General features: G+C 62.4%; 32 protein-coding genes and 2 pseudogenes. 16 read left to right on the plus strand and 18 right to left on the minus strand.

The features are described 5' to 3' along the window. The first annotated feature begins 198 nt into the window (after positions 1-198). From NKJ32_RS21860 to NKJ32_RS21900, 9 genes are all read left to right on the plus strand, one after another. On the plus strand, positions 199-597 hold the full coding sequence (locus tag NKJ32_RS21860; protein ID WP_352623167.1) for a hypothetical protein: 399 nt from the start codon (positions 199-201) through the stop codon (positions 595-597). Further along, positions 594-1,814 (plus strand): Nramp family divalent metal transporter, encoded by a 1,221-nt coding sequence (locus NKJ32_RS21865; protein ID WP_352623168.1) that lies wholly within the window; start codon positions 594-596, stop codon positions 1,812-1,814. The genes NKJ32_RS21860 and NKJ32_RS21865 overlap by 4 nt, the downstream gene beginning before the upstream one ends. Beyond that, positions 1,814-2,176 carry a hypothetical protein gene (locus NKJ32_RS21870; protein WP_352623169.1) on the plus strand — a complete coding sequence of 121 codons (363 nt, stop codon included), beginning with the start codon at positions 1,814-1,816 and terminating at the stop codon, positions 2,174-2,176. Before NKJ32_RS21865 ends, NKJ32_RS21870 begins: the two co-directional genes overlap by 1 nt. Then, entirely contained in the window at positions 2,176-2,514 is a 339-nt protein-coding gene (locus tag NKJ32_RS21875) for a hypothetical protein (RefSeq protein ID WP_352623170.1), read from the plus strand. The genes NKJ32_RS21870 and NKJ32_RS21875 overlap by 1 nt, the downstream gene beginning before the upstream one ends. Positions 2,515-2,548: 34 nt before the next feature. Continuing rightward, the gene (locus tag NKJ32_RS21880) at positions 2,549-3,835 is read left to right on the plus strand and encodes an SDR family oxidoreductase (protein ID WP_352593715.1); all 1,287 of its coding nucleotides are present in this window, start codon (positions 2,549-2,551) and stop codon (positions 3,833-3,835) included. Next, entirely contained in the window at positions 3,835-4,308 is a 474-nt protein-coding gene (locus tag NKJ32_RS21885) for a DUF2269 family protein (protein ID WP_352593714.1), read from the plus strand. The genes NKJ32_RS21880 and NKJ32_RS21885 overlap by 1 nt, the downstream gene beginning before the upstream one ends. 268 nt (positions 4,309-4,576) lie before the next feature. Then, the gene (locus NKJ32_RS21890; protein ID WP_352623171.1) at positions 4,577-5,305 is read left to right on the plus strand and encodes a hypothetical protein; all 729 of its coding nucleotides are present in this window, start codon (positions 4,577-4,579) and stop codon (positions 5,303-5,305) included. Continuing rightward, on the plus strand, positions 5,302-5,697 hold the full coding sequence (locus NKJ32_RS21895) for a phage holin family protein (protein WP_352593712.1): 396 nt from the start codon (positions 5,302-5,304) through the stop codon (positions 5,695-5,697). Before NKJ32_RS21890 ends, NKJ32_RS21895 begins: the two co-directional genes overlap by 4 nt. Beyond that, a complete protein-coding gene (locus tag NKJ32_RS21900) occupies positions 5,694-6,623 on the plus strand; it encodes a hypothetical protein (RefSeq protein WP_352593711.1) in 930 nt (309 codons plus the stop codon). Before NKJ32_RS21895 ends, NKJ32_RS21900 begins: the two co-directional genes overlap by 4 nt. Before the next feature lie 295 nt (positions 6,624-6,918). Here NKJ32_RS21900 and NKJ32_RS21905 read toward each other — a convergent pair whose 3' ends face one another. From NKJ32_RS21905 to NKJ32_RS21950, 10 genes and pseudogenes are all read right to left on the minus strand, one after another. After that, positions 6,919-7,440, minus strand: coding sequence for a ferritin-like domain-containing protein (locus NKJ32_RS21905; RefSeq protein ID WP_352593746.1), 522 nt, complete (start codon positions 7,438-7,440; stop codon positions 6,919-6,921). 107 nt (positions 7,441-7,547) lie between these two features. Continuing rightward, positions 7,548-7,742: pseudogene (locus NKJ32_RS35535) on the minus strand (c-type cytochrome); the annotation flags it as partial. 199 nt (positions 7,743-7,941) lie between these two features. Continuing rightward, a complete protein-coding gene (locus NKJ32_RS21915; RefSeq protein ID WP_352828927.1) occupies positions 7,942-8,826 on the minus strand; it encodes a cytochrome c oxidase assembly protein in 885 nt (294 codons plus the stop codon). Next, positions 8,823-9,164, minus strand: coding sequence for a hypothetical protein (locus NKJ32_RS21920; protein ID WP_352593708.1), 342 nt, complete (start codon positions 9,162-9,164; stop codon positions 8,823-8,825). The genes NKJ32_RS21915 and NKJ32_RS21920 overlap by 4 nt, the downstream gene beginning before the upstream one ends. Position 9,165: 1 nt before the next feature. Further along, positions 9,166-9,771, minus strand: coding sequence for a cytochrome c oxidase subunit 3 (locus NKJ32_RS21925; protein WP_352593707.1), 606 nt, complete (start codon positions 9,769-9,771; stop codon positions 9,166-9,168). Next, a complete protein-coding gene (ctaD, locus tag NKJ32_RS21930) occupies positions 9,768-11,744 on the minus strand; it encodes a cytochrome c oxidase subunit I (RefSeq protein ID WP_352593706.1) in 1,977 nt (658 codons plus the stop codon). The genes NKJ32_RS21925 and ctaD overlap by 4 nt, the downstream gene beginning before the upstream one ends. Further along, on the minus strand, positions 11,741-12,715 hold the full coding sequence (gene coxB / locus NKJ32_RS21935) for a cytochrome c oxidase subunit II (RefSeq protein ID WP_352502165.1): 975 nt from the start codon (positions 12,713-12,715) through the stop codon (positions 11,741-11,743). Before coxB ends, ctaD begins: the two co-directional genes overlap by 4 nt. A gap of 38 nt (positions 12,716-12,753) precedes the next feature. Continuing rightward, on the minus strand, positions 12,754-13,287 hold the full coding sequence (locus tag NKJ32_RS21940) for a c-type cytochrome (RefSeq protein WP_352593705.1): 534 nt from the start codon (positions 13,285-13,287) through the stop codon (positions 12,754-12,756). A gap of 1 nt (position 13,288) precedes the next feature. After that, entirely contained in the window at positions 13,289-14,152 is an 864-nt protein-coding gene (locus NKJ32_RS21945) for a substrate-binding domain-containing protein (RefSeq protein WP_352593704.1), read from the minus strand. Further along, a complete protein-coding gene (locus NKJ32_RS21950) occupies positions 14,133-15,935 on the minus strand; it encodes a methanol/ethanol family PQQ-dependent dehydrogenase (RefSeq protein WP_352593703.1) in 1,803 nt (600 codons plus the stop codon). The genes NKJ32_RS21945 and NKJ32_RS21950 overlap by 20 nt, the downstream gene beginning before the upstream one ends. A gap of 322 nt (positions 15,936-16,257) precedes the next feature. On the opposite strand from NKJ32_RS21950, the gene NKJ32_RS21955 reads away from it, so the two are divergent. From NKJ32_RS21955 to NKJ32_RS21975, 5 genes are all read left to right on the plus strand, one after another. Continuing rightward, on the plus strand, positions 16,258-17,088 hold the full coding sequence (locus NKJ32_RS21955) for an SIR2 family NAD-dependent protein deacylase (protein ID WP_502901059.1): 831 nt from the start codon (positions 16,258-16,260) through the stop codon (positions 17,086-17,088). Positions 17,089-17,172: 84 nt separating this feature from the next. Next, positions 17,173-17,358 (plus strand): hypothetical protein, encoded by a 186-nt coding sequence (locus tag NKJ32_RS21960; protein ID WP_352623173.1) that lies wholly within the window; start codon positions 17,173-17,175, stop codon positions 17,356-17,358. Positions 17,359-17,407: 49 nt separating this feature from the next. Then, complete coding sequence (locus NKJ32_RS21965; protein ID WP_352641024.1) at positions 17,408-17,998, plus strand: LysE family translocator; 591 nt, start codon at positions 17,408-17,410, stop codon at positions 17,996-17,998. An 82-nt stretch (positions 17,999-18,080) separates the two neighbouring features. Beyond that, positions 18,081-18,578, plus strand: coding sequence for a hypothetical protein (locus NKJ32_RS21970; protein ID WP_352623175.1), 498 nt, complete (start codon positions 18,081-18,083; stop codon positions 18,576-18,578). 71 nt (positions 18,579-18,649) lie between these two features. Next, complete coding sequence (locus tag NKJ32_RS21975) at positions 18,650-18,817, plus strand: hypothetical protein (protein ID WP_352623176.1); 168 nt, start codon at positions 18,650-18,652, stop codon at positions 18,815-18,817. 159 nt (positions 18,818-18,976) lie between these two features. Here the strand turns inward: NKJ32_RS21975 and NKJ32_RS21980 are convergent, their stop codons facing one another. Beyond that, positions 18,977-19,270 carry a DUF982 domain-containing protein gene (locus tag NKJ32_RS21980; RefSeq protein WP_023676145.1) on the minus strand — a complete coding sequence of 98 codons (294 nt, stop codon included), beginning with the start codon at positions 19,268-19,270 and terminating at the stop codon, positions 18,977-18,979. Positions 19,271-19,395: 125 nt separating this feature from the next. Further along, complete coding sequence (locus NKJ32_RS21985; RefSeq protein ID WP_023676144.1) at positions 19,396-19,599, minus strand: hypothetical protein; 204 nt, start codon at positions 19,597-19,599, stop codon at positions 19,396-19,398. Between the two features lie 312 nt (positions 19,600-19,911). On the opposite strand from NKJ32_RS21985, the gene NKJ32_RS21990 reads away from it, so the two are divergent. Both NKJ32_RS21990 and NKJ32_RS21995 read left to right on the plus strand, forming a co-directional pair. After that, positions 19,912-20,475: a sigma-70 family RNA polymerase sigma factor gene (locus NKJ32_RS21990; protein ID WP_023676143.1), complete on the plus strand. Its 564-nt coding sequence runs from the start codon at positions 19,912-19,914 to the stop codon at positions 20,473-20,475. A gap of 50 nt (positions 20,476-20,525) precedes the next feature. Further along, complete coding sequence (locus tag NKJ32_RS21995; RefSeq protein ID WP_352569237.1) at positions 20,526-20,654, plus strand: hypothetical protein; 129 nt, start codon at positions 20,526-20,528, stop codon at positions 20,652-20,654. 189 nt (positions 20,655-20,843) lie between these two features. Here the strand turns inward: NKJ32_RS21995 and NKJ32_RS22000 are convergent, their stop codons facing one another. The 6 genes and pseudogenes from NKJ32_RS22000 to NKJ32_RS22025 form a co-directional block, all read right to left on the minus strand. Then, positions 20,844-21,062 carry a hypothetical protein gene (locus NKJ32_RS22000; RefSeq protein WP_023676213.1) on the minus strand — a complete coding sequence of 73 codons (219 nt, stop codon included), beginning with the start codon at positions 21,060-21,062 and terminating at the stop codon, positions 20,844-20,846. A 225-nt stretch (positions 21,063-21,287) separates the two neighbouring features. Next, positions 21,288-22,052 (minus strand): annotated as a pseudogene (locus NKJ32_RS22005) (class I SAM-dependent methyltransferase); the annotation flags it as partial. Continuing rightward, positions 22,049-23,038 carry a GNAT family N-acetyltransferase gene (locus NKJ32_RS22010; RefSeq protein ID WP_031211613.1) on the minus strand — a complete coding sequence of 330 codons (990 nt, stop codon included), beginning with the start codon at positions 23,036-23,038 and terminating at the stop codon, positions 22,049-22,051. The pseudogene NKJ32_RS22005 and the gene NKJ32_RS22010, both read right to left, overlap by 4 nt. Positions 23,039-23,045: 7 nt before the next feature. Then, positions 23,046-24,110, minus strand: a complete 1,065-nt coding sequence (locus NKJ32_RS22015; RefSeq protein ID WP_352784070.1) for a glycosyltransferase family 4 protein — start codon at positions 24,108-24,110, stop codon at positions 23,046-23,048. Between the two features lie 20 nt (positions 24,111-24,130). Then, complete coding sequence (locus NKJ32_RS22020; protein ID WP_352623178.1) at positions 24,131-25,063, minus strand: glycoside hydrolase 5 family protein; 933 nt, start codon at positions 25,061-25,063, stop codon at positions 24,131-24,133. Then, positions 25,056-25,817 (minus strand): TIGR04290 family methyltransferase, encoded by a 762-nt coding sequence (locus NKJ32_RS22025; RefSeq protein WP_352623179.1) that lies wholly within the window; start codon positions 25,815-25,817, stop codon positions 25,056-25,058. Before NKJ32_RS22025 ends, NKJ32_RS22020 begins: the two co-directional genes overlap by 8 nt.

The following is a 25,817-nucleotide window of genomic DNA, read 5'->3' on the forward strand; positions in this document are numbered from 1 at the left end:
CTAATCCGGCGATCGGTGGTTTGTTCCGGGCTGCCAAGGCAGTTCATCGCGGTTAGTTGACGTGATCACCCAGCGCTCTAGATCAAACTTCGCGCCGAAGTCGCTTGGTGCGGGGAGAACAATCGTGTGGCAGCAACGCTACAAGCCCGTATTGTAAATGCCGTTACAGCCGTCGATCTTCGACCAGACCGCCCGTGCTTGCTGCTGATAATATTTGTATTGACGGCATGCTCGCCTTCCGACCAGGTCGAGCAGCAGTCGAAAACCGCGGCTTCCGCCACACAGACCGCATCGCTGGTGCTGGATGCCTGGGCTTCAGGGGCGGCCCCCTCGAAATACACGTCGCGCACCTTGCAATCGGTCGGCAAGACGCTCGCCGATGCCCGTGCGCAAATCCAGTCGGCCAAGTCGCCTGAAGCCAGCGAGCAAGCCGGTCTGACGGCGGCAGTCGGACAGCTTTCGACGGTGGTGACACGCGCCGCGGCGGCAGTGCAGGACGGCAATCGCCCGGAAGTGGAACACGCGCAGCACGATCTTTGGGCTGCCGCTGCGGCCCTGAACGCGTCCCAGGCCAAATATTTCGCGCCGAAACCATGAAGAAGCTGCTCGAAATATCGCTTGGCGTCGTTACCAGCGTTGGCGGCTTTCTCGAGATCGGATCGATGGCAACCGCCGCTCAGGCGGGCGCGGCGTTCGGGTTCCAGCTGATCTGGGCCGTCGTTCTGGGCGTGATCTGCATCATCTTCCTGGTCGAGATGGCCGGCCGGTTCGCCGCCGTAAGCCATCACACCATCGCCGACGGCATCCGGGAACGGTTTGGCTTCAACGCCTTTCTGTGGCCGCTGCTTGCGACTTTGCTGGTCAACTTCCTGGTCATGGCAGCGGAGATTGGTGGTGTTGCCATTGCGCTCGAGCTCGCCACCGGCATCGGCTTTCAGTGGTGGGCGCTGCCGGTCGCTTTTCTGGTATGGCTGTTCCTCTGGAAAGGCACGTTCGGCTTCATCGAAAAAGGCGTCTCGATCCTCGGTCTCGTCACGCTGTGCTTCGTGGTTGGCGCTATCATGCTGAGACCCGATTGGGGGCAGGTCGCGGCCGGCGCCGTGCCCACTCTGCCGGACCACGACGCGGCCAAATACTGGTTCATGGCGGTCAGCATTCTTGGCGCGTCGATATCGCCTTACCTGTTCATGTTCTATTCGTCGGGAGCGATCGAGGATCAGTGGGACAGGAGCTATCTCGGAGCCAATCGGGCGATTGCCGGCATTGGCATGAGTTTTGGCGGCACGATCGCGATCGGTGTGCTGATCGTGGCGGCGCTCGTGCTGGCGGCGCACGGCATAGAGCAGGTCGACGACTACCATCAATTGCCGCTGATGCTGATCCAGATCTTCGGTTTCTGGGGATTCATCCTGTTCGTCGCATCGCTCGGCATTGCCTGCTTCGGTGCCGCGCTCGAAATCGGGCTGCAGCAAGCCTATCTCGTGGCGCAGGGTTTCGGCTGGACGTGGGGCGAGGACCAGAAACCGCGCGACGATCCCGGCTTCAGCACCGTCTACACTGTCTCGCTGTTTCTCGCCGCCATTCCGATCGCACTGGGTCTCGATCCGCTGAAGCTAACCATCTTTTCCATGGCGCTGACGGCCGCCAGCCTGCCGCTGACCGTGGTGCCGTTCCTTTTCCTGCTGAATGACGAGCGTTATGTCGGCGAGCACCGCAATGGCATGATCGCGAATGCCGCGGTCATCTTCATCATTGCGCTCGGTTTCGTGCTCGCGATCGTGACCATTCCTTTGCAGATATTCGGAGGCACGTGATGGATTTGCTACGCGACATTCTGGACAAGCAAGTGGTCGACCGCGAGCAGGTCAAGATCGGCAAGGTGGACGGTCTGGTGGCGGAACTCAGGCCAGGCAAGCCGCCCAAAATCGTTGCGGTCGAGCTCGGCTCGATCACGCTGGCGCGTCGGCTTGGCGAGCGACCCGGGCGCTGGATGGCGCGGGTTGCGGCAAGGCTCGGCGGCAAGCGCCATGCCGAGCCGCACCGCATCGCCTGGAACAAGGTGCGCGACATCGGCGTCGACATCGAGTTCGATATCGACGTCCGCGAAACGGCGATTTTCGACTGGCAGGACTGGCTGCGCGATCATGTCATTGGGCGTATTCCGGGAGCTGGATGATGGCCACCGTCAATCTTGAGCAATTGGCTGGCAGGAATGTGCTTTCGCAGCGCGGCAAAAGCATCGGCCGTATCGAGGAGATACGCGCCGAACCGGATGGCGACAACCTGGTAGTTGCCGATTACCATGTCGGCATCTACGCGGCCTTCGAGCGTCTGTCCGCTTCGGCCATCGGCATTGCGGTCCTCGACGCCTTTCGATTGCGCAGTCGCGACAGCGTGTACCGCATTCCCTGGGACAAGCTCGACATCTCCGACCCGGCGCGGCCGCGGTTGTTATGCACGACGGAAGAACTTTCCGGTATGAAGGGGAGTATCGAGGGCGATAAACCGGAATGAACGATACTTTCCCGCCGTCGGAGAATGGGGTCCAGTGAAAGTCCTGGTTACCGGCGCCACCGGCCTGATCGGTGCCTCCGTCGTGGCACGCCTTCTTTCCGAAAGGCATGAGGTGATCGGATTGGTCCGCAGCCCCGGCGCAAGCCGGGCCGGCAATTATCAATTGCTGGTGCTGGACATGGCGGCGGCGCTGCAGCCCGAAGACTGGCTACCGCATCTCAGGGGTGTCGACGCCGTCGTGAATTGTGCCGGCGTCCTGCAGGACAGCCCTGGCGAAAAGACGCGCGAAGTCCATCGCGATGCGGCGGCAGCACTCTTCCTCGCCTGTGCGCGGGCAGGGGTTGCCCGGGTAATCCACTTCTCGGCGATAGGCGTCGATCGGGCGCAGCCTTCGGCATTCTCGGCGACGAAACTGGCCGGCGACCAAGCGCTTATGGCGCTTGATCTGGATTGGGTGATCCTGCGCCCGTCCGTGGTGCTCGGCCGGCCGGTGTTTGGGGCCAGCGCATTGTTTAGGGGTCTCGCCTCGCTGCCGGTGCTGCCGTCCATGCCCGGCACCGGCCGGCTCCAGGTGGTACTACTCGACGATGTGGTCTCAACAGTCGTCTTCCTTCTCGATCCCGACAGTCCGTCTCGCGTCGTGTTGGAACTTGTCGGTCCCGAACAGCTGAGCATGGACGAGGTCGTCGGCAGCTATCGCCGATGGCTCGGCTGGGCTCCTGCAGCCAGGTTTGTCTTGCCGGCGGCTGTTGCAAGGCTTCTCTACCGCCTCGGCGACCTTGCCGCGATGTTCGGCTGGCGTCCACCGATGCGCACCAACGCGGCCAGAGAGATCGCCCGAGGAGCGGTTGGAGATCCCTCGGACTGGACCGCCGCGACCGGCATACGCCCGCAAACCCTGGCGGGCTTCCTCGCGCTCAATCCGGCAACGGTGCAGGAAAAATGGTTTGCCCGGCTGTATTTCATCAAGCCTGCGATCTTCGTCGTCCTGCCCGTCTTCTGGATCGTGACGGGTATTGTGACGCTGACCACCGGCTATAACGGTGGCATCGAGCTGATGCAAAGCACGGGGGCTGGCATCTTGTCGGCGCCGACCGTGATAGCCGGTGCTCTTGCCGACATCGCCGTCGGCGCGCTCCTAGCCTGGCGGCCAGCGACGCGAAAAGGCCTCTATGGCGGCATCGCGCTCTCGCTCTTCTACCTGGTCGTCGGAAGCTTCCTGAGCCCCGATCTGTGGAACGACCCGCTTGGGCCGTTGCTCAAGGTGTTGCCGATCCTGGTGCTGCACTTTGTGGCCTTGGCAGTGCTGGAGGAGCGTTGATGCTCTATTTCCTGCTGAAATTTCTGCATGTCATCGGCGCATCCGTGCTGCTTGGTACCGGCGCCGGTATCGCTTTCTTCATGCTGCTCGCCCACAGGACCGGCAATGCCGCGACGGTTGCGGCGGTGGCGCGTATCGTCGTCGTCGCCGACTTCCTTTTCACCGCGACGGCCGTGGTCGCGCAGCCTTTGACCGGAGCCGCGCTCGCCTGGCAGGCAGGCTACTCGCTGTCGGAGGGCTGGATCGTACTTTCGATCGCGCTCTATATCTTCACCGGAATGTTCTGGCTCCCGGTCGTCTGGATGCAAATGCAGATGCGCAAGCTGGCATCGCAAGCCGCCGCTGCAGGCGCGCCGTTGCCGCCGCGCTATCATAGGCTCTTCTGGCTGTGGTTCGCCTTCGGCTTCCCCGCCTTCGCTGCCGTGCTCGGGATTTTCTGGCTGATGATCGCGCGGCCTGCGATCGAGTGGTAGGTCGCAGGCAGGTCCCACTGCGATAATGCCCAGTCAAAGCACTACGGAAAAATTCCGGCCCATGCAGCGCCATGTGCCGGAGCGGACCTGCGCCTCGACCTGTAAGTCGCACCGGAGTCCGGTCTCGTATCATTTCCAACCGCGCGCTCACCGCCATCGGCACAGGACAAGATCCCGTCTTGAGGCTGGTTAGGCTTCGCTTACCAAAAAAGATGACGTCTGAGGGAACACGGGAAGCACAGGCAAGTTCGGTGCGCAGTGGAGGAGATTGCGCCATGAACAGTGTTATTTATCTCATCGGCCTTGTCGTCGTCGTGCTTGCAATCCTCTCCTTCCTCGGATTCCACTAGGAGACACCATGCAGGACCAGGACGATCAGGGCCGTCAGACGGCCGATTTCGAGACCGCCAGAAGCGAGCTTTCAGAAAGACTACAACGGGAAAAGCAGACCGCGACGGAAGCGCTCCACGATGCGCGTGACGAGATCACCAGGAAAGCCGGAGATTACGCATCGGAAGCAAAGCAAGCGTTGTTCAACAAGGCTGAGGGAACGCAGCGCGACGTGAGCGCCAATCTCAAGGCCTTCGGCGGCGCATTGCGCGCGGCAAGCGAGCATCTTGCCAATAATGATCAACGGACCGCTTCGAAATTCGCCCTTGACGCCGCAGGCGGGCTCGAGCGGCTTTCCTCGTCTCTGAAGGATAAACCGTTCGACGAGGTGCTTGGCGAAATTCAGTCGTTCGGCCGTGAAAACTCGGGGGCGCTGATCGCCGGTTCGGTATTGGCAGGCCTGGCGTTGGGGCGGTTCATCAAGAGCTCGCCACCCTCTGCCCAAACCGGAGCACCGGGCCAGTCGGGAACAGGCCGGGCGCCCGAGACGGGTCCTAGCTCGAATGAGTCGGGATGGCGATCGGTAGAGGCAGTTGAGCCGGCCCCGCTAGGATCCGATCAGTCCGGCGATGACTGGGCCAATGCAAGCCTGGAGCGAAACCCATGACTGACAATCAGGACACTCGCAGCCTGACAACCCTTGTCAGCGATCTGGCACAGCAGGTCACAACACTGCTTCAAACCGAAAGCAGGCTGTTGCGGGCTGAAATGTCGGAAAAGGTAAGCAAGGCCGGCGCCGGCGCCGTGGAGGTAATGGGAGGCGCCATTTGCCTGCTCGCCGCCCTGATGGTGCTTTTGCAGGCGCTGGTGATTGCCTTGGCGAGCGCCGGGCTGGGAGCCGGATGGTCCTCGCTGCTCGTCGGCGTCGTGGTGGGAGTACTGGGCGTCATACTCTTGCGCTCCGGCAAGGCAAGCATGGCTCCCTCAGAGTTGACCCCCGACCGGACACAAGACCAACTTAAACGCGACGCACGCGTGATCAAGGAACAGATAAGATGACCGACAAATCCGCAGCCGAGTTGGAACGCGATGCTGATATTGCGCGCGCCAGAGTGGCAGATACCGCAGACTCGATCCGCAGCAAGATGACACCGGGCCAACTGATCGACGAATTCACCGGGATGTTCAGCGGCGAGGGATCCGCCATGCTCAGCAATCTTAAGACTCAGGTCAGGGACAATCCGTTGCCGCTTACATTGGTCGGCGCGGGCCTGGCCTGGCTGATGCTTGGCAAGGGCACCTCGGTAGACAGTTCAGCACCTGGTGCCTATTCGACCGGCAGGGAACCTGACGGCAGCCGAAACGTCTCTGACGAGCGGAGCTTGGGCGGGGCCTGGCAGGACTCACGCGGCGATGAGTACGGTGCCGAGGGCGAAGCTTCCGCCGGCTCCATGCTCTCCGATGCCGCTCGTTCGGCTGCGTCCGTGGCAGGCGGTGCGACTGAGGCTGTGGCAGACGTTGCGAGCGGCGCCAAAGAAAGATTGAGAAGCACAGCCGGGCAGGTCGGCTCGGCCGCGACCGATATGACGGGCCGGGTGCGGCAGTCGGCGCAGGACCTGTTCCAGCGCGAACCTCTGGCAATGGCCGCGGTGGGCCTTGCCGTGGGCACAGCCATCGGCGTGATGCTGCCTCACACCGCCGCGGAAGACGCGCAACTCGGCCCTTACCGCGACAAGCTTCGTGACAGTGCCGAAGAAGTCTTTGAAGAAGGCGTGGAGCAAGCCAAGCAGGTCGCCGCCGAAGCATATGAGACTGTAAAGGAAGAGGCTGACCGACAGGGTTCCAGCGGCGACGCCGAGACGTTGGTCGACCGCGTCGAGAAAGTCGTGAAAAAGACGGCAAGCAAAACCGAGGAAGCCATTCGCGATCGTTTGCCGGAGACCGACGAGGCTCCCAAATCGAACGAGTCTCCCGAAACGACGTGATAGCGCTGCGGTCGTTCGTGGCGATTCCAACCGCGGGTCGCCTCGCGGTTGAACATCGAAGTCGGCGCAACCTTCCGCAGACAAATGTGATCGCGGCGCTGAAGTCATTAGCCGAGGCGCTCCGGTCCGTTCCGATTCTTCGCTTGAATCCGTTCGGTTCTTCGGGCTGCATGAAGCGTGTCTGGCCAACGGCGTGGCGTGCAGTCTTAGCAGCACTGTCCAATAAAAAAACAACCACCCCGTCAATTCGACTGGGTGGTTGCCAGGAATTCCTCTCGGCCAGCGGCGGGGCGGCTTAACTTTTGGCGGTCTCTCCCGCCTCACGCAGCCTGGCGTATTGCAAGGTGACGCCGCGCAGGTTCTGCTTCAACCAGTCGGCCATTTTCTCTTCTTCGCTGAGATTCTGCTGAAGAGAGTTGATCGCCTGATTAAACCCTCCGGCCTCCCCGAGCACGAGCAATGAGTTGTAAGCCGCGATCTCGTAATTTTCGAATGCAAAGTTGGCGAAGCTGTTCTTGAGGATTTCGTCGCCGGCTACGGAATGTCCCATCGCGGCCATGCTGCCGACCATCGACATAGCCGTATCCTTCAATGTGGAATGGTCCTCACCGAGGCGATCCAGAATGGATTCCAGGCGGGCGATCTGCCCTTCGGTCTCCGTGATATGCTGCTGCAGGCGGTCGGCGACCTGCGGATAGTTCTCGATCCGCTTGACCTGAGGCTTCATGATCGACAGTGCTTGGTTCTCCATGGCGTGGGCATTGCGCAGCCCGACAATGAAGATCGAGCGGGTTTCGGAATTGACATCAGTGTCCATAGCATTTCCTCGCGGTTTGATCGGTAGAACCAAACCTCGGCCTTGCCGATTTGTTCCTGGCGAGATGTTGCAGCCAACCCTGCTCTTCAAGAAATGCTGCAACAAAGTCATTTCAGCGAGTAGAGGTAGGCAGCGACGTCCCGCGCCTCCTGCTCAGAAATCCTGGTCGAAGGCATTGCCGTATGCGGATTGATCTCCCTTGCCCCACGGATCCACCGAATCAGGTTCTCCGGCCTATTGCGCAAGACGCCGCCGACATAGACCCGGGTGGGCAGGCTTGCGTCGAGGCGTGGACCGACTAACCCTTGCGCACCGGGAACGCCGGTGATGGTGTGGCAACCGGCGCAGCCATTGGCCATCATGATCGGTATAGCGCGGGCGCTGACACCGCCGGTCGCATTGTCGGCCTTCTGCTCGACCCGACGGCTTTGCTCGAAGTACAACGAGATCCCGGCCAAGGCTGCAACGAGCACGACAATAACCGCAGCGCCAATTACGGCTTTAGACAGCGTGAAGCGCATGCGACGCCTCCCGGTCCTTTCGGCTGCTCGAGCGAATCCACAGGCCGGCCAGCAGCAACGCGGCCCCGCCATAAATCAAGCCGGCCGGAACCCACATCACCAGACCGGCGAGCTGCTGGTCCTCGAGCGGGCTAAGGTTCCACAATTCCGCGCCTGCTGCGTTTACCGGAAACCACAGCCTTGGCGAGACCAGCAGCAGCACCCCGAGCAGGCCGGTGTGCAGCGAGGTGAAGAAAAGGTGCATGACCGCGCTGCCATAGGCTTGTTCGCGGCCTGAACGCGGCAGCAGTACCCACCAGAACAGCAGCCCCGTACCGAAGAAGCTGGCATGTTGCGCATAATGCAGGACACTCTGTGCAAGCGCCGCCTCGAACAGCGCCGGAACGTGCCACGCCCAAATCGCGACGCCGTGCAAGAAGGTCGCGGCTGCAGGGCGGCTGACGGCGGTCCAAATGGTTCGAAGCACCTTCGCGTACCCGGCTGCGCCAAATGCCAGCCGCAGCCTGATCGGCAACGCCCACATCAGCGCCGCCGCCGGGCAGGAGGCGACCAGCAGGGGTGCCGCCACCGCCATCAACAGCTCGTGCTCGATCATGTGGGCGGTGAAGACGCGCTCACCCAATGCATGGAGCGGACTGACCAGTGCTGCCGCCAAAATGGCCCAGCCGGCCGCGAACAGCACGGCCTGCCGCAGTCGCAACGGCCGGCTGCGGGCGCTCCGCCGCCACAGCCGAAAGGCGCCTGCCGCGTAAAGCACTGCGACCACGGTTAGCGGCAGCGTGATCGGCAACGCCAGCGTCCAGCCGGCCTGCGGGGCGCCGGCACCGTAGCAGATCGAGGTCGAGAAGAGCGCGTCGAAGCTCATCGCAAGCAGCCGTCAAGAATGAGCGAGGCGGCGCCTTGCATGACGATCACCAGCGCAAACAGCACCGCGCTGAGAATGCCGATATTGGCGACGAAATCCTCGGTGGCGCGCGTACGATCCGGTTTAAAGGCGGCGCCGCCTTGCTGGCGCGCCCGCCACGACAGCACGCCGCCGAGCAAGGCCAGCACTGTCAGCACCAGCGCAATGACCGGTATGACGGGAATGCCATGAGCGCACTGCCACTCCACGAACGCATAATTCAGCTGCGTCGACACCGCCCAGGCCAAAGGCCCGGACAACAGCCCGCCCCATGATGTGCCCAAGCGAAGCGCACGCATCTCAGTCAAGCCTCGGCATCCAGTAGATCAACAGATACATCGGGATCCAGGTCGCGACCACGAAATCCCAGTAGAAGACGTTGTCGCCAACGTCCCCGAAACGCCGGCCGCTATAGCCATGGCGCGTGAACATCAGGACTGTCAGCACCAGCGTGTCGCCGACGTCGGTAATCAGATGCGTTGTGTGAAGGCCGAGCAGCACCCACAGCATTGAGCCGTACGCATTGGTATCCCAATAAATGTTGAGGGCCGGAAATTCGAACCACCGCACGACAAGCGGTGCAATACCGAGCAGCGACATGACGATCAGGCCGATGCGCACAGGCACCATGGCACAGGCTTCGGCGTAGCGGTTCAGTATGTGATTGGGCACCACGCTGGCGAGCAGCAACAGCGTGACGATGGTGCCCGGCCAATGGTTGGGCGGCGGCACGCCCAATGGCCATTCGGGCGACAGATAGGCAAGGTAAAGATAGGCGCCTGCGGCGAGCGCGAAACCGATGCCCTCGAGCGCCATGAAGGCGAGGGTGCCCCACCAGGTCGGGCTGCGTGGTCCGAGCCCGAAGGTCGGGAGTTCGGAAATGTCCGCGAACGGGCGCTGTTTCATTCCTCATCCTCCGGATCGCCTTTTGGCCAGAACCAGCCGATCAGAGTGACGGCGATCGGTCCGGCCCCCCAAATCACCGCCCACGGGCTGAAAATCGAATAAAGAAAGGTGGCGCCGATCGCGAGCGCGGCGAACAATGGCCAGATCGATGGCGTCGCCGACTTCTCGCGTACATCGGCATGCGCCTCTGCCACCGTCGAAACAACAAGTTCGCGAACGTCGACGCGAAGCCCGGTCGCAACCGGCAGCGCGTCGTGTTCGGCCCAGAGCGGCTTGGAGTGGGTAACCACCGGAATCCGGGCGAAATTATAGCTCGGCGGTGGAGAGCTCGTCGCCCATTCCAGCGTGCCGGCATTCCAGGGATTGTCCCCGGCCGGGGCGCCCCTCGAGGCGCTGTACACCAGGTTTGTAGTGAACAGAACGAAGCTTAGGAACAGGATGACCGCGCCGGCTGTGATGAACAGGTTGATGTTGCCCCAGCCGAGTTCCACCGGATAGGTGTAGACCCGCCGCGGCATGCCCCACAGGCCGACAATGTGCATCGGAAAGAACGCCGCATTGAAGCCTAGGAAGGCAAGCCAGAAGTGCCAGCGTCCGAGACGTTCGCTCATCATCCGGCCGGTGATCTTGGGGAACCAGAAATAGGTCGCGCCGAGCAGCGGGAACACCGACCCGCCGATCAGCACGTAATGGAAATGCGCGACCACGAAATAGGTGTCGTGTACTTGCAGGTCCAATGGCACCGACGCCAGCATCACGCCAGTCAGGCCGCCCGCAACGAACGTGAAGAAGAAGCCGAACACGAACAGCAGCGGCGTTCTGATTATCGGGCGTCCGTCCCACAATGTCGCCAGCCAGCAGAAGATCTGCAGCCCGTTCGGGATGGCGATCAACATGCTCGAGGCGGTGAAGAAGCTCGCGCCGAGCTTCGGCAGGCCGGTTGCGAACATGTGGTGGACCCACAGGCCGAACGACAAAAAGCCGACCGCAATCAAGGCCAGTACCATGCCCAGATAGCCGAATACCGGACGCCGGGCGAAAGCGGCGATGATCGAGGACACCATGCCGGTAGCCGGGAGGAAAATGATGTAGACTTCGGGGTGGCCGAAGAACCAGAACAGGTGCTGGAAGAGCAGTACGTCGCCACCCTCGGCGGGGTTGAAGATATGGGTGCCGACCAGCCGGTCGAGGATCAGGAACGTCGACGCGATCATGACCGCTGGCATGGCGAACACGATTACGAAAGAGGTGACCAGCATCGCCCAGACGTAGAGCGGAATCTTATCGAGCGACATGCCCGGCGCACGCTGCTTCAGCACGGTTACGATGGTGGCGACCGCGACCGCCAGCGATGACACTTCGGTGTAAGTGATCATCTGCGCCCACACGTCGGAACGCTTGCCTGGCCCGAATTCAGGACCGGACAGCGGCACGTAGGAGAACCAGCCGACGTCGGGCGCCATGTCGAGTGCAAACGACACCCAAGCGAAGAGGCCACCGGAGAGATAAATCCAGAAGCTGAATGCATTGAGGCGCGGAAAGGCGATGTTGCGGGTGCCGACCATCAGTGGCACGAGGTAGATGCCGGTCGCCTGAACGATCGGCACTGCAAACAGGAACATCATGGTCACGCCATGCATGGTGAACAGCTGGTTGTAGCGGTCGGGCCCGATCAGCCCACGCTCCGGCCCCGACAGTTGGATGCGCATGGCAACGGCGCTGAGGCCACCGAGGCACAGGAAGACGAAAGCGGTGATCAGGTAGCGCCGCGCGACAATTTTGTGGTCGACGCTCGAGAGCGCACCGATGATGCCTGGCGCCGTCTGCCATGTCCGCGCCAACCAGCCGTCAAGGCTGGCGTCGTCGAGGCCGGTATCGCGAGGACCGTCGCGTTCGGGAGCTAGGTCACCCTTTTGTGCTGCGGCGCGTTGCTGGGCGAGGTCACGCCCATGGGCCAGGTCGGCGCTACTCATTTCAAGCCCTCGAGATAGGCTACGATTGCATTCAGCTCGTCCCCGTTCAGTCCCACCACGGGCATGTGGGCACCTGGCTTGATCCCTTGCGGATCGGCTATCCAGGCTGCGAGATTGCCCCGGCTCATCGCCAGCGTTCCGGCAGCGAGCGTCCGCCGGCTTGCGATATGTGTAAGGTCGGGAGCGACCGTACCGCCGGCGATGGTGCCGCCGATCTTGTGGCACATCACGCATGGCCGTTTGAGGAACAGGTCGTGGCCGGTTTTGGCCTCGGCCGACACGGGGGCGGCCGCCGGCCGCAGCTGATCGTTCAGCCAGGCGTCGAATACAGGCCGAGGTTCGGCGATGATGAAGGTGCTCATATTGGCATGCTGCGCGCCACAGAACTCGGCGCACTGGCCGCGATAGACGCCGGGTTTGTCCGCCTTCAGATCGAGAACGTTCTCGTGGCCTGGAATGAGGTCCAGCTTGCCCGAGAGGTTCGGGACCCAGAAGGAATGGATAACGTCGGTCGAGGTCACTACAAGCCGCACCGGCTCGCCCGCCGGGATGTGGATTTCATTGGCGGTCGTCAGAATGCGGTTCGGCTGATCATTTTCGTAGCGCACCTCCCACCACCATTGATGCCCGGTCACCCGGATCGTCAGCGCCGCATCCGAGCCGATAGCAGCGAGCGTCCGGTTGGCGAAGTAGCTCAGCAGGGTCAGGCCTACCAGGATCAGGGCGGTAGCGGCGAGTGCGGCGACGACAATTCGCATCTTGCTGCGCTCGGCGGCAGCGTCGAGTACAAGCGGATCGCCGAGCGGCGCCGCGCGCCGGGCCAATGGCATGATCAGCACAGCCAGCACTAGAAGCCAGACCACCGTGCACAGCGCGGTGAAGAACCAGATCAGCCACGCAAGCTCACCCGCGGCCGGGCCTTTTGGGTCGAGCGCCGATTGCCAGCCGCTGCATCCTGCAAGGAGCAGCATGCAGGCTGCGCCGCAGCACACCCTGCAAACAAGGCGGTTCACGGCGACTTCCCCAGAGTCGCGGCATCCGGCAGGCGATTTTCGGATGGATGGGGCATCATGTCGTCGTCGCGGCTCGGCGCAGCGGATTTTGGCGCGTTGCCGCTCAACGCGCGGACGAAGGCGGCAAGCTCCCAGATCTGGTCGTCCGGGATCTTGTCGCGGAAGCTCGGCATGCCGTTTGGCCGACCGTCCCTGATCGTGGCGTGGATGCTTTCGATCGAGCTGCCATAGAGCCACTTCTTGTCCATAAGGGCCGGGCCCATGCCGCCACCGCCATTGGCATGGCAACCGGAACAGTTGAACCAGTTGAACAGACGCTTGCCCTCGCTGAGGTGGAAGGCGTTGGCCTCGAACACGCCGGCCTTGGTATCGGACGAGGCCGGCCGTTGGCCGCCCGGCTCGAGGGCCGTCACGGCTGCCGGTTGGTCGCCCGAGCCGAACGCCGACTGTGGACGCGTGTCGCGTTCCTCACGCTGGCACCCGGAAACCGCGAGGATCGCGAACACCAGCAAGGGAAGACCGCGCTTCATTTCAAGGCGCTCCGACAGGATCGAGGCGGGGCACCTGGTAGGTCGCCAGGATCGCGTCGATCTCGGCGCGGTGTCTGGTCAGGGCGGCGTTCACCTCGCTGCGCAGCGTATCGTCGCCACGGCGCACGCCCATCGAGATGTCGAAGATCATCGGCAGTTGCGGGCCGTCCACGCGCGGCGAAACCGGCGTGATCCGCAGCGCCACCTTCTGCCTGGCTGCAAAGTAGCCGGCCAACGGTCCCCAGACGACGGCCATATCGATGTCGCCATTCGCGACCGCCTCAATGATGCGTGCTGGCGGGTTCGGCGCCGAATAGTCGCCATAGACGGGGAAACCGATGAGATGGCCGACGATGCCACGACGGCCAAGCGCCTGGACGGGGGGCGAGTTGGCGCCATCGTCGCCTATCAGCTGGACGCCGATGTGCAGATCGCGCAGGCGAGGATCGTTGAAGGACGTGATTTCGGGCACATCTTGGCGTGTCACGAACACATAAGAAGACCGGTAGTAGGGCGCGGTGGTGCGCAGCATCTCGAGATTGGCGGGCGTGCCGGGCACAAGATCGCACAAGCCAGCTTTCAACGTGTTGCGGACGAAGCCGCGCCGCTGTGCCCACCACGTGTAGGAAACAGTCGCACCAAGCTCCCGGGCGATGAGTTCGGCGATCTTGTTTTCAAAGCCCTGCCTGGCGGCATTGGAGAACGGCATGTTGTTGGGATCGGCGCAGATCCTCAACTCGCGCGCATTGGCAACGGCGGCAACGAGCGAGAGTGCCAGTGCGCCAACCGCGACGGCTAACCGCCGCGAACGCGTTCTCCGTGGCCCCGCAACTCGGCCGATCGTCTCAAGGCAGCCGGAACACATACAGCGTACCTCCCGGCGTGGTTACATCCTTCAGATCCTTCATGACGTTGACGAAGCCGAGCGCGGCGGTGGCGTCGCGCGGGTCGAGATCGCCGGATACGATCGCGCCGGCCCAGCCACCGACGCCCGAAAGAATCGCGACATATTGGTGCCCGTCCGGGCCGCGATAGGTGATCGGCTGGCCGATGATGCCGGACGACGTCTTGAACTGCCAAAGCAGTTCGCCGGTCCTGGCGCTGACCGCCTTGAACCAGCCTTCCATAGTGCCATAGAACACGACGTTGCCGGCGGTGGCGACGGCGCCGCTCCACACCGGAAAATTCTCCTTCAGGCTCCACGCCGGCTTGGCGGCGGCGACATCCCAGGCGGTGAAAGCACCGCGATTGCCGCCCGGCCCGGGAATCATTCGCACGTTCATGCCGACATAGGGCGTGCCGGCGATGTAATTCACCTCGACGCCTTCTTCGTCCATGCACATGTTATTGTGCGGAATGTAGAGCAGGCCGGTCTTTGGCGAGAACGCCGAAGGTTGCCAGTCCTTGAGGCCAGATGCGGTGGGACAGATGTCGCGGACGACCTTGCCGGTGCCGGTCTTCTTGTCCGGATTTACAATCAGCCGGCCGGTCTTCAGGTCGACGCCCTTGCTGGAATTGACAGGCCCGAACGGCACTGCCGACAGGACCTCGCCCGTGGTGCGGTCCAACAAATAGACGTAGCCGTTGCGTTCCGGCCGCACCAGCACCTTGCGGGGCTTGCCCTGCCAGGTCATGTCCAGCAGCACCTGCTCGTTGATGCCGTCGTAATCGTGCAAATCGTGCGGGGTCCACTGATAGAACCATTTGGCTGCGCCTGTGTCGGGATCGCGGGCAAAGATGCCGGCGGTCCATTTGTTGTCGCCAGGTCGCAGATCCGGGTTCCACGGACCGGGATTTCCGGTGCCATGGAAGATCAGGTTGAGGTCCGGGTCATAGGAGATCCAGCCCCATACATTGCCGCCGCCGATCTTCCAGGCGTCGGGCGGCCACGACGTCACGCCGAGATCCTTGCCCTTGTCCATGTCGTAATGCGGCTTGAAATCGGGGCCGATCAGCACCTCGGCGTCCGGGCCGGTATTGTGGGCCGTCCAGACGACGTGCCCGTCGCCGGCGTCGAGGGCCTTGATCCAGCCGCGTACGCCCATTTCGCCGCCGGAATTGCCAACCAGCACTTTGCCCTTCACCACCAGCGGCGCCATGGTGATGGTCTCGCCGATATTGATGTTGCCGATATGGGTGTTCCAGACCGGTTTGCCGGTGGCCGCATCGACGGCGATGGCATGGCCGTCGAGCGTGTTGAAATAGATGCGCCCGTCGAAGAAGGCTGCACCGCGGTTGACCACGTCGCAACAGGCAACGCCCTGCGCCGCGGGCTCGGGATTGGGCTCAAACTTCCACTTCATCGGCGCGCCGGGCTTGGTAAGGTCAAGCGCATAGAGGATGTTGGGAAACGGCGTCACGATGTACATCGTGTTGCCGACGACCAAGGGCGCAGCCTCCTGGCCCTTGTTGACGCCGGTCGAGAAGGTGAAGGCCACCTGCAGGTTTTTGACGTTGTCTTCGGTGATCTCCGCAAGTTCGCTGTAGCGGGTGGAGGCGTAGTTCTTTGCCGGCATCGCCCACTGGCCGTCGTCGGGCGGAGCAGCTGCGGCCGGCGGATTTATCGCAGGGCTTGATGCTGGCTGAGCAACCGCCGCGGTTATCAGTGCAAACCCCGCCAGCAGCCTCCATCCCAGTATTGCAGCCATTGGCCTCTTTCCCCTTTTGCCAGGCACCCTATTTTTCGCCGCCACCAGTCGCGCTTGCCTCATTTGCTGTCGAGTTGCCGACGTTGGCGCAGAGCTCCATTAGCTGCAGCTGCGCCGTGTTTGTTGAACACTCTCCAACGCGTGAGCGGCGCAGAAGTGCCAAATGCAACGAAATAAATGTCGGATTCGGTTGGCCAAAAGTCGGGGGCCGGGCGCTCGGGACAGCCGATCCGAGTGTCCGCACTCAAGTCGGAAGTAATTCTATTCCGGCAGTGGTCCTGGCTCGGCTGGAACGGAGCGGCACCTATCGCAGTTGTGTCGAATGCTGTCTGCAGTCGAGCAACTGGCTCAATCGGTGAAAGAGCGACGAGCTATCTTGTTCGTTGGAGCCGGGGTGTCGATGAGCGTCGGCTTGCCGTCCTGGCAAAAGCTCATCGAGCACATGCAAAACGAGCTCGGCCTTCACGAGGACATGATCGGCGCACCGGAGGCCAGCTATCAGGCCCTTGCCGAATACTACCGGCTGAAGCAGGGGAGCCTCGGCCCTTTGCGCAGTTGGATGGATCGTGAATGGAGCGTCTCGCGGGAAGAAGTGCAGCGGTCGGCAATCCACAAGCTCATCGTATCGCTCGATTTTCCGGTCATCTACACCACCAATTATGATCGCAACCTCGAGGTAGCCTTCGAGATCCATGGCCGGCCCTTTGTGAAGGTGGCCAATGCAAAGGACTTGCCCAAGACGACCGGCGAGGTGACGCAGATCATCAAATTCCACGGCGATTTCGACGACGACAAATCGCTGGTCCTGGCGGAGACCGATTATTTCGACCGGCTTTCGTTCGATTCGCCGCTCGACGCGAAGTTTCGCGCCGACGCGCTTGGGCGCACCATCCTGTTCATCGGCTACAGCATGTCTGATATGAACATCCGTCTGCTATTGCACAGGCTTTGGCAGACCTGGCGGCGGTCGGGCTACGAGAAGAGCCGCCCGAAATCCTTTATCTTCATGTCGCAGCCGAGCATCGTCCAGGAGGCTGTTCTCGGCCACTGGGGCATCGAAATGCTGACCGAAGAGGCCGACGATCCTGAGGACGCGCTGCTCGCATTCCTGAACGAACTCAAGGACAAGGTCGGCCGGCCCGACGGCGCCTGAAAAGCCTGCGCAGCGACGAAGCAGTGGGGAACCGGTTGGCCCGATGTGAGTTGGGGACGCTAAGTCTCACGGGATCAAGCATGTATGAGCGGACGCAAACACAAGCGCAGAGTGCATGCCAAGGACGGCCTGTCGGCCGAGCAGGCCTATGAGGTCAATTTCTTTGCCCGCAGGTGCGGCCTGACCAGGGACGAGGCGCTCAAGATGATGCGAGATGCCGGTCGGTTGAAGGACGGCGCGAAGGCCTCCTACGAAACCGGGGCGAAGTAGCGGCATGGATCCTGCCTCGTGGGCGGCCTTTCTCGGGACGGTCATTCTGATGCAGATGCCCCCGGGGCCTGACAGTCTGCTGGTGATGGCGCGTGGCATCGGGCAGGGCCGTGACGTTGCCCTGTTCACCGTCCTGGGAATGACCATCGGCGCCGGCATGGTCCAGCTGCCACTCCTTGCCCTCGGCATATCGTCGCTGCTCCAGGCATCGCCCGTTGTCTTTGCCATGCTTCGATGGATGGGCGCAGCCTATCTGGTTTGGCTTGGATCGCGTCTGGTGCTGCTGCCGTCGGCCGGCGTCGCCGTCGAGGAGCCGCGCAGTGTCGGGCCGCTTGTGGCCGCACGCGAAGGAATGATCGCCAATCTGATAAATCCCTGGCCGATAACCTTCATGGTGGCATTCCTTCCACAGTTCGTCGATCCCGCGCGGGGATCGGTCACACTGCAATTGCTGCTGCTCGGCGGCAGCCAAAAAATAACCGGTGTGCTGGTGCTGGGCACATATGCGCTCGCATCCGGTACGCTCGGGGCCTGGATCATGAGACGACCGAAGGTAAGGCTCTGGCAGCAGCGCGTGGCAGGCTGCTTCGTCGTCTGTCTCGGTATCCGCATGGCAGTCGGTGGTGGCGCGCACCGCTGAGGATCGAGCGATGCAGCGGCCGCCGATGGAACATCCGCCGACAATTTTCGTTGACATGCTCCACAAGGCGAAGAGGTCGAGCATGTCGAAGTTCCAAGCCGCTACCCCGGAGCGTTTGCAGCAGCTCAGGCTTGAGGCGACGGCGCACTTTGCGCCGCTCATACTGCGCGAGGCGCTGGTGCGTCTCTGCCGAGCGTGTGGAAGCGAGAGCCTCGAACGGTTCGAGAAGACCATGGTCGACCAAATCGAGGCATCGCGTGACGAAAAGGCCGATTTCGACACAATGAAGGAATTTGCCATCGAACAGCTCTATGGCTCGATTCGAGAAGTCAGGTCTTCACCGGACATGACACAGCCGCTGGAGAATGTAGACACCCGAAGGACCCCTGGCCGCTCGGAAGAGCCGCAGACGCTGGAAGACCAGCTGCAGGCGGGTCTGGAGGATTCTTTCCCCGCAAGCGACCCGCCGGCTGTTGTTTCCACCGCGATCCCTGGAGGATCGAAGAAGCTGGTCGGAACCGACGAGGTCCTCAGGCAGCAGCGGGAGAAAAAGGCCGAGGAAGCCAGCCATTCGCGATAAACGGCTCTGCGGGGAAGCAGCCTGCCGGTTCGCCCGCCGTCCGGCATGAAGGCTGTCCGGGCATGCGTGTCATGCGGCTCGCCTTCGACAAGTATCTTCGCTTCCAAAGCCGCGTCGATAAATGCTTCGCGGGCTTCCGCTGCCGTAATCTGGCCGATCTGGGCGCCGCCAATGCATCTGCCGCCATCAGCGACAACGGGGCATTGCGGGCAGGCCATTTCTCGCTTTTGAGGCAGTAAGAAGCCTCGAAAATGGAGCTGACCATTCGCGATCGTCCCGGCTTGCCGAAGTAGATGCAAACCGGAGCATCGAACTTTATCTCCAGCATGGCGGTCCTCCCGATTCAACCACCCTTGATATAAATTAGCGTCAGCGGGTCACATGGCCTGCTGGGCATTTTAGCCGACGTCGCGAACCGCAGTGGGATTGGTGCCTGCTGGTATTTCGGCGGCGACATCGTGCGCCAGAATGCCCGCCTTGCGGGCGAATGCTTCGAACGCCGCGCGCACGGTCTCGGCATCGACCTCGTCAGCCAGCCCGGCGCGACAGGCGTCGAACGCCGCCTTGTGCGCCGGGCCGCGACTCGGCCATTCGTTCAAGACGTCATAGGCCTGCCAAATATTTTCGACATGGCGAGGGAAACCAAGGCCGACGAGAATTGGAACGGGGCGGCCAAACGATTTTTTTGTCATCTGTGTCTCCGCGAAAGAGCCTGTCGCATCAACGCTGGGCGGACGCGAGGCCCATGCTCTTTAACGCGGGATTGCTGCACGGGTTGCAGCGGGTTTGTTCGATCGTGCGCCGGCCGATGCTGGCATCATTTGTTGGTCCGCATCTTTTGCCGGGGATTGATACCGCCTTGAGGCGTGGTGTCGTTCTCGACATCGCCTTCGAACGTGTTGTCGCCCTGATCGAGCCGGTCGCCCTCCTTGATCGTGCCCTTGGAACTGCCGATGCCGGGATCGTTGGCAAGGTCGCTGTCGGCCGGCGTTTTGCCTTTGGCGTGCTTGTTTCCTGTCATGGGTTCCTCCTGTTTTGAGGTGGCGGACTGTCCTTGAGGTGGCGGCCCAGGCTCGCTGCGAAAATCGCGTTTCGACACGCCAATGGCGGCGCCCCGGAATTTCGGACGGCCTGGATTCCAACTCCGCGATACCGGTGGTTGTTCCGTCAAAAATATCACCGCCGGCTGGGTTGCCCAGCCAAGCCGCTCCGGTTCCCGATCCGGGTGATTTTCGCCAGCCGGAACGATCTTTCGCCCAATGCATTTAACTGGTCTGCGCTCACGAACTCATTCTGGACGGGAGCTGGACCATTGCCACCTACAGCCTACGCCTTGGCGACTCGCGAAACCGAAGAAGTTTCCATCGTCGACCTCATACCCGCTTTGAGGGCTTTCGCCCGCACCTTCTGCCGCACTCCTGATGATGCCGACGACCTGGTCCAGGAGACGCTGACCAAGGGCCTGGCCAACATTGACAAGTTCGAAGCTGGAACGCGCATGAAGTCATGGCTCTTCACGATCATGCGCAACACCTACTACACGCGTGTCAGGGCCGCGGTGAGGGAAGCGCCCGGCCTACTCGACTGCGCTTCGCTGCGGCCGATCTCGGAAGCGACGCAGGAATGGTCCGTACAGGGCAAGGAGGTCCACCAGGCCATTCAGAGCCTTCCCGAGCACCAGCGCGAGGTTCTGATGTTGATAGGCGTTCTGGGCATCAGCTATGAGGAAACGGCCGAAATATGCGGTTGCGCGGTGGGAACCGTGAAGAGCCGGCTCAACAGGGCACGCGCCGGCGTGCTGGAATACCTTGGCGAAAGTTCCTCGCAAACCCTGATGGAAAGGCGCAGCTATCTGTCCGAAGGACAACTGGACTTCGAAGCCGAGAGGCGCCGTTAATACACGTCACGTTAGTTGCTGGTTTCGCGCAAGCGCCTTTCGATAAGCGCATGCTGCAATTCGATCGCAAGTTTGGTCAGCCGGTCAGGAACCCTTTCCTGCTCGATGGCCGCAAGCAAGGAAGCGATTTCCCGATCTATCGTCAGATCGGCACGCCTGCTGCCGGAATCTTCCCTTGAGCGAGACATCGCGTTCTCTTGGCAAATGTTGGTTCCTTCACCTCACTCTGGTGGCAACAGTGCGAGTTTGCAAGAATTTGCAGGGCGTCCATGCGACCGGCATCGGTCCTTGCACAGCTTCGTCAGCGGTTGGCTTCTCGCCGCCTTTCAATTGCTCACCGGCTGCAAGCTCGCATGCTGCCGCAACGATCAGTCTTCAGGCCGCCGATCCGCTGAATGATCCTGGTACTGCTCGGATTTGACCCGATTGCCGTCGAGCCCGCGCTCCTTGGTGTGCTGCTTCTTGTCTCTGTTGGACAAAACAGCGTTCTCGCCGATCTTGTCCTTGGGAAGATCGGTCATTGCGCCAGCGCCAGCGCCTTTGCCGTGACTGCCGCGACCGATGTGCTTCTTGCTGCCGGACGCCATCTTGTCCTCCTTCATACTGTCGAATAGCGGCTTTTCCCGTTCGGCATCCGAACCATCGTTGGGCCGCAATGTTCCGTCGGAAAGCGTAAGCAGGAAGGCATCGCCGTCCCAGTACCGGAACGGCTTTTCGCCGTCGACGAGGACTTGCATGCCATTTGCGTTGGCGAAGTTATGGACATCGGCGCGATCCAGCGCCGGCGATCCGCGATATGAATAATTCAAAAGCGCGGCCATGCCCGGCCTCTTCAGCACGCGCGCGATTTCCACGAAATGTCGCTCCGCAAGGCCGGCCAGCACCAGATAGGGAAAGCTGTCGACGGCCAGCACGCGGTCGAAGCTGGCATCGCAAAAATCGGCAATATCGAAACCGCGCGCAGGGCGGAATTCTACATTGCCGAGCCCGGCGCATCGCCGGCGGGCGATCGAGATCATCGCAGGGGATATATCGCTGCCGACGATCCGGTGCGACAGAGCGGAGAGCGCCTGTTCGAACCGACCGATACCACAGCCGATATCCAGTATGTCGCGGTCACTGCCGGTAAAGCCTCGCCTCTCCAGCCAGGCAACGATCTCAGCCGTAGCGGCAGAGAGCTTTTCCTCATTGCCCAGCGATGACAGCTGGACGCTCGCCGCCGGGGAGATCGCCGCCGCCGCGTCAAACCCGGCCGCCAGCCGCTTGACGACCGCATCGTCGGTCTCGTCCTCGCCACGCTCGTGCCGAACAGCACCGCCTGTTTTGCGCAGCGTGGCGAAGATCTCGGGCCTGCGCCGAAGCAGGTCCGCAATCCGTTGCAGTTTTGCCGTGTTTCGCGGGTCAGCCGAGTGCGTGTTTTGCGCAATCTTCGCCAATTCTGCAGCATCGATTCCTGTCTCGAAACGGAGAGCCAGCCTTGCGATGACGGCTTCGACGCCGGCACCGTCTGCCATGCAATCCTCCAGCACCCGCCTTGCTGATGTCGACCGCCGAGATTCCGGTTGGGTCGCGCTCATCGCCCTTTGCTCCGCGTCCAGATCTTGCGCATCGTCCACCGGTCTACGGCGCCCCAGCTGTACTTGTAGGCCTCTTGTCCGCGCAGAAAATCGAACTCTTCCGCGCCTTCGCAGATCGCCTGCCTTATCGCCTGGCCGATGAGCAGCGCGCCGGGACTTTCCTCGGCATAGGCCGGATCGAAGCCACCGAGATAAGCGCAAGCGCGGCCACGATGATGGAACCCGTAATAGGCGCCCACGATCGCGTTACCGATCGTGATAAGCCAGCATCGGGCAAGCACCTGTGCCACCAGTTGCGGGAGCGCCTGACGGTGGAATGCTTCCACGCGGGAATCGGACAGAACGCCGTCGCCGTGTCCGGCCCAGCGCGCGCGGTGAAGGCGGATCAGGTGGTCGAGGAATGTCTGCGGATCGGACAAAGCGGGTTCGATGGAGACACTGCCGCGTCTCGACGCGGCCCTGTGGGCGCGGCGCAATTGGCGCCTCCGCCGCGCCGGAACACAGCCTTGAAGCGTCTGGTCGCCGGCGAGGGCGAGCACCGGGCAAGCGGCGTGACCGACGGCTTGGCACGATTCGAGCGCGGCATGCCTGATGGCAAGGCCGGCGCCGCCGGGAGGCAGGTCCTGCAAGATCCACTGTGACCAGCCCACGGAAAGAACGGCGCCACCGATGACTGCGCCGACCGGTTCGGCGATCTCGGGAAGACAAAGGACATCCAGATAGTCGCTCAACGAAATGCCGAGCGGAAGCAATCGCGCGCCGGCGTCGTGGCGTTCCAGATAGAGTGGCGCCAGGCCGACCAGATCGTCGCCACGCCAGATGGCGACCGTCGCTAGCTCGCCGGGAGCAAATGTTCGCCACCATGGCAGCAACCATGCGGGAGACTGGAACGGCGTCGCCGAGGGACTGCGCGACCAGAGTTCCCACCAGTGCGGCTCGAGGGCTTCGAGGTCCGCCGGATCGTCTATGATCTCACTGCGGAGCATGTCGCGCTCACTTTGCCGTCGCGAGCTGCTCGCTGTCTGTGCCGAGCCGTGCCAGCGCCCGATAGGCGTCCATGTAGGAGGAAACCATGCGGTCGAGTGAAAAGCGCCGCCGCGCCTCGGCCCGGCACGTCTCGGGGTCCAGGCTGGGTGCGGCAGCGATGGCTTCGGCCATCTCGTCGACATCCCCGACCAGATACCCGGTCTTGCCGTGCTCGACCACATCCGGCAGTGCGCCATTCGGGAAGGCCACCACGGGGGTGCCGCAGGCGAGCGCCTCCATGGCGACGAGCGAACTGGTTTCCGCGGCAAGGCTCGGGATGACTAGGCAGCGGGCTGTGTTCAGCAGGCGCCGCTTGGCGAGAAAGCCGAGCGGACCAAGGAAGCGGCGCCGGTCGTCCAGGCGGGATTCGACCTCGTCGCGAAAATACGCTGTGTGCGTTTCATAGGGGTAGACCTTGCCACCGATGACCAGCGGGACGCTGGCCTTGTTGGCTGCGTCCAGCGCCAGATGGATGCCCTTTTCCGGGCAGACGCGGCTGAGCACGAGCGCAAAGTCGTGTTTGGCCTGCGGCTCGCTCAGCGCGTCGACGTCCACTCCGTTGGGAATCGGCCCGATCAGCCTGGCGCCCGGCGGCGCGGTTCTTTGCTGAGCCGCCGATACCGCATGCAGCCACAGATCCTCCCGCGCCGGATTGAGAGCGTCGGCAGGATACCAGTCGAGCGGCAAATGCAGGGTCACCAATGTCGGCCCGTCGCCCGGCAGATAGGCATCGAAATCGATACCGTGCAAATGGACCACGTCGATTGGCCAGCGAGCGCGTGCGGTAGCAATTGCGGCGCAATGAGAACGCTGCGCCCGGCGCTTCGCCGCTTCATCGAGCACGCCCGGTTCGGCCGGCGTCTCGATGAGGACACCCGCAGCGCTCGAGCCCTGGCAGCCGATCACGATCGAGCGGTGTCCGGCCTGTACGAGCGCCTGGTCGAGCATCGACAGCACCTGCTCGGCACCACCGACCGCATCCGGCCCGACCGGGGCGAGGGGATAGGCGACGTTGAGGACGGTGAGCATCATGGCTGGAGAGCCGAAGCTCCTCACGCTGCGGAGGCGCGCAGCCTGCCGACCGAAGGGGCAGCGATGCTGCCGGCATATCGGCGCGTCATTGCCGCGCAGAAATCGGCGAATTCCTCCGGCACCAGCGGCGGACTGCTGTGGTGCGGCATCATTCCGCGGTGTTCCGGCGTGAAGCAGAAAGTAACCGTCACGTCGAAGTCGGCCAAAGCCTCCATCTGCCGGTCGAACCAGTCAAGTGCGTTCGGCCTGAAGCTGTCGGCCCAGGAAAGCCCGGTGCGCAGATTGGTGACGCCGAGCCGTTTCATCCAGGCGACGGCGTCACCCAGCCGGTGATCTTCGAAATGGAACCACTGCACCAGTCCCATTGCCGGCGTGTGGTGCAGGAACTCCTCGAGCGCGGGCTTTGGCGTGCCGTCCTGGCGGAGCAGGCCCATGTAGAAATGGCGGTAGTAAGACGAGCCTTCCGCCTCGCGATGGCGCGTCGTCGCTTCCCACTCGCGCGGCAGGTCGTAGAGGCTATACCATTGGATGCGCGGTGCGTTGCCGATCAGCAATTCCGCGGTCCGGCGCAGGCCCCAGACCTGTACCTCCTCGGCGCCGAAGGTCGACACGCCGACCTCGCTGACCCATACCGGAAGATCGGTGACAGCCGAAATCTCGCCGATCTTCTGCGGCCATTCGTGGATCTGCCAGAGGTTCCAGTCGAGCGGAAAGCCGTGCACGGCGACAGCATCGACATGATCGAGCACGTCGAACTCCTTCATCCGTGTCATGAAACCGGCATCGATCGGCGAGATGCCGCCAAGGACCTTGGTCAAGGCCGGATTCTCCGACGCGATCGCGTCGGCGGCCAGGGTTGCCATGTTGGCGAAGCGGCTCCAGTCGGGGTCGAGCTCGGGATCCCAGTGGGATTTGTTGTTGGGCTCGTTCCAGATCATCGCGGCTTCAATCATTTATTTGTCCTTTCGACGGGTAGACGACGCCGCCACCGGCCGGCACGTCGGCGGTGCGGCAGAAATAGACCTCCTGCTCCGGTTGCAGGACGATCTCGAAGCCGGCGCTGCGCAGCATGGCTTCGGTGCAGGCGCGATTGGGAATCCACCAGTTGGTCGGGTCGTCGGCATAGCGATGCTCGATGAAATGCAGCTTTGGGAACTCCGGCCGGTCGAACAGGTCGTGGGTCCAGAAATGATAATTCTGCTCGAGCGCCGGCACGTTGGTGCTGCCGCGCTGCATCGACTGGAAGATCATCAGGTCCCGGGCGACGTGCTCCCGGATCAGATCGAGTGCGAGCAAGGGATGGCGCAAATGGTAGAGCACGCCCATGAACAGCACGATGTCGAACCGCTCATGCAGGGCGCCAACGTCGTAGACCGAGAGCTGCCGGAATTCGATGTCGCAGTCCGCCACCTCAGCGGCAAAGCGCGCCTGCGCCAGGTAAGCCTCATCGAAATCGATGCCAAGCACGCGGCCGGCGCCGCGGCGTTTCATCTCGATCGAATAGAAACCCGCATTGCAGCCTATGTCGAGCACCGCCTTGCCGGAAAGATCGGCGGGAATCGCGTCCGCGAATTTGCGCCATTTGATCAGCGGATAGTTGCCAAGGAAATGGTCGGGAGCGGTTTCGATGCCGGCCAGTTCCATATTGTGGAACCATGGGCCGAGCGCATCGATACGGCGGCGGATTTCGGCATCGGAATGCAGCAT

This window comes from Mesorhizobium sp. M0159 (genome assembly GCF_040322295.1).
Taxonomy (GTDB): domain Bacteria; phylum Pseudomonadota; class Alphaproteobacteria; order Rhizobiales; family Rhizobiaceae; genus Mesorhizobium.

Excerpts from the sequence above, each read along its gene's own strand:
- NKJ32_RS21865 (WP_352623168.1), top strand. The coding sequence starts at position 594 with ATGAAGAAGCTGCTCGAAATATCGCTTGGCGTCGTTACCAGCGTTGGC.
- NKJ32_RS21870 (WP_352623169.1), top strand. The coding sequence starts at position 1,814 with ATGGATTTGCTACGCGACATTCTGGACAAGCAAGTGGTCGACCGCGAG.
- NKJ32_RS21875 (WP_352623170.1), top strand. The coding sequence starts at position 2,176 with ATGGCCACCGTCAATCTTGAGCAATTGGCTGGCAGGAATGTGCTTTCG.
- NKJ32_RS21885 (WP_352593714.1), top strand. The coding sequence starts at position 3,835 with ATGCTCTATTTCCTGCTGAAATTTCTGCATGTCATCGGCGCATCCGTG.
- NKJ32_RS21895 (WP_352593712.1), top strand. The coding sequence starts at position 5,302 with ATGACTGACAATCAGGACACTCGCAGCCTGACAACCCTTGTCAGCGAT.
- NKJ32_RS21900 (WP_352593711.1), top strand. The coding sequence starts at position 5,694 with ATGACCGACAAATCCGCAGCCGAGTTGGAACGCGATGCTGATATTGCG.
- NKJ32_RS21905 (WP_352593746.1), bottom strand. The coding sequence starts at position 7,440 with ATGGACACTGATGTCAATTCCGAAACCCGCTCGATCTTCATTGTCGGG.
- NKJ32_RS21915 (WP_352828927.1), bottom strand. The coding sequence starts at position 8,826 with ATGAGCTTCGACGCGCTCTTCTCGACCTCGATCTGCTACGGTGCCGGC.
- NKJ32_RS21920 (WP_352593708.1), bottom strand. The coding sequence starts at position 9,164 with ATGCGTGCGCTTCGCTTGGGCACATCATGGGGCGGGCTGTTGTCCGGG.
- NKJ32_RS21925 (WP_352593707.1), bottom strand. The coding sequence starts at position 9,771 with ATGAAACAGCGCCCGTTCGCGGACATTTCCGAACTCCCGACCTTCGGG.
- ctaD (WP_352593706.1), bottom strand. The coding sequence starts at position 11,744 with ATGAGTAGCGCCGACCTGGCCCATGGGCGTGACCTCGCCCAGCAACGC.
- coxB (WP_352502165.1), bottom strand. The coding sequence starts at position 12,715 with ATGCTGCTCCTTGCAGGATGCAGCGGCTGGCAATCGGCGCTCGACCCA.
- NKJ32_RS21940 (WP_352593705.1), bottom strand. The coding sequence starts at position 13,287 with ATGAAGCGCGGTCTTCCCTTGCTGGTGTTCGCGATCCTCGCGGTTTCC.
- NKJ32_RS21945 (WP_352593704.1), bottom strand. The coding sequence starts at position 14,152 with ATGTGTTCCGGCTGCCTTGAGACGATCGGCCGAGTTGCGGGGCCACGG.
- NKJ32_RS21950 (WP_352593703.1), bottom strand. The coding sequence starts at position 15,935 with ATGGCTGCAATACTGGGATGGAGGCTGCTGGCGGGGTTTGCACTGATA.
- NKJ32_RS21955 (WP_502901059.1), top strand. The coding sequence starts at position 16,258 with ATGCTGTCTGCAGTCGAGCAACTGGCTCAATCGGTGAAAGAGCGACGA.
- NKJ32_RS21960 (WP_352623173.1), top strand. The coding sequence starts at position 17,173 with ATGAGCGGACGCAAACACAAGCGCAGAGTGCATGCCAAGGACGGCCTG.
- NKJ32_RS21965 (WP_352641024.1), top strand. The coding sequence starts at position 17,408 with ATGCAGATGCCCCCGGGGCCTGACAGTCTGCTGGTGATGGCGCGTGGC.
- NKJ32_RS21970 (WP_352623175.1), top strand. The coding sequence starts at position 18,081 with ATGTCGAAGTTCCAAGCCGCTACCCCGGAGCGTTTGCAGCAGCTCAGG.
- NKJ32_RS21975 (WP_352623176.1), top strand. The coding sequence starts at position 18,650 with ATGCGGCTCGCCTTCGACAAGTATCTTCGCTTCCAAAGCCGCGTCGAT.
- NKJ32_RS21980 (WP_023676145.1), bottom strand. The coding sequence starts at position 19,270 with ATGACAAAAAAATCGTTTGGCCGCCCCGTTCCAATTCTCGTCGGCCTT.
- NKJ32_RS21985 (WP_023676144.1), bottom strand. The coding sequence starts at position 19,599 with ATGACAGGAAACAAGCACGCCAAAGGCAAAACGCCGGCCGACAGCGAC.
- NKJ32_RS21995 (WP_352569237.1), top strand. The coding sequence starts at position 20,526 with ATGCTGCAATTCGATCGCAAGTTTGGTCAGCCGGTCAGGAACCCTTTC.
- NKJ32_RS22000 (WP_023676213.1), bottom strand. The coding sequence starts at position 21,062 with ATGGCGTCCGGCAGCAAGAAGCACATCGGTCGCGGCAGTCACGGCAAA.
- NKJ32_RS22010 (WP_031211613.1), bottom strand. The coding sequence starts at position 23,038 with ATGCTCCGCAGTGAGATCATAGACGATCCGGCGGACCTCGAAGCCCTC.
- NKJ32_RS22015 (WP_352784070.1), bottom strand. The coding sequence starts at position 24,110 with ATGATGCTCACCGTCCTCAACGTCGCCTATCCCCTCGCCCCGGTCGGG.
- NKJ32_RS22020 (WP_352623178.1), bottom strand. The coding sequence starts at position 25,063 with ATGATTGAAGCCGCGATGATCTGGAACGAGCCCAACAACAAATCCCAC.
- NKJ32_RS22025 (WP_352623179.1), bottom strand. The coding sequence starts at position 25,817 with ATGCTGCATTCCGATGCCGAAATCCGCCGCCGTATCGATGCGCTCGGC.